The following is a 723-nucleotide window of genomic DNA, read 5'->3' as shown; positions in this document are numbered from 1 at the left end:
AGTGGCGGTAGTCAAGCGCGTGACGGTTGTCGTGCGCACGGGAGCCCCGTGCGGTGCTGTGCACCAGCACGCCGGACAGGTAACAGTCGAGCCGGTCGCCGTAGACGCGCACCTTCAGCCGGTGGCCAATCAGGCGCGACGGCGCACTGTAGAGGATGCCCCGCACCGTGAACGTGCTGCAACGGGTCACAGGAGCCTCCTCCTCGACGAAGTCGGTGGTACGGTACTCCGGCAGATCCTGAAGCTGCTGGCGCTCGATACGGAACGCAGCGGCATTGCGCCGGTTTCGACGCATCACCTGCTCGCGGATGAATTCATCGTAGGCGGCACGATCAGCGAAGTCGCGATGGCCACGCAGCATCAAGGCCTGATCGACCGCGTCCTTCAGATACCGGTGCGAGGATTCGACACTCCCGTTCTCGTGGTTATGGCCTCGAGGCCATAATGCAGAGGTTTTTTTGGTTAGCGATCGCGGCCGCAGACGCCTGAACAGGCTAAGCGAGGCCAATCCGAGATCGGTAATCAAAAAAACGTTTGTGCTAAACCGCTCCACGGGCGGTGGCGGCTATGGGCATTGAATGAACGACTCGGTGGTTCGCGATACTCGGGGCGTGACTATCGCTCCGAGGTTCAGGGCGAGCGAGTGCGGGATGCACAGTGAGCGCGGCAGCAATGCGAGCTTCAGTGGGCGGGTAAGCCGAAGTTTCGGAGCATTGTGCTGCG

At 61.8% G+C, this 723-nt stretch carries 1 pseudogene; it reads right to left on the bottom strand.

Annotation, left to right across the window (positions count from 1 at the left end):
* A pseudogene (locus M3A49_RS42380) lies at positions 1-436 on the bottom strand (Mu transposase domain-containing protein); the annotation flags it as partial.
* Between the last annotated feature and the right edge of the window lie 287 nt (positions 437-723).

Origin of the sequence: Paraburkholderia sp. CNPSo 3076 (assembly GCF_026343935.1) — a bacterium.
Taxonomy (GTDB): domain Bacteria; phylum Pseudomonadota; class Gammaproteobacteria; order Burkholderiales; family Burkholderiaceae; genus Paraburkholderia; species Paraburkholderia nodosa.
This window is presented reverse-complemented; position numbering and strand designations above follow the sequence as displayed.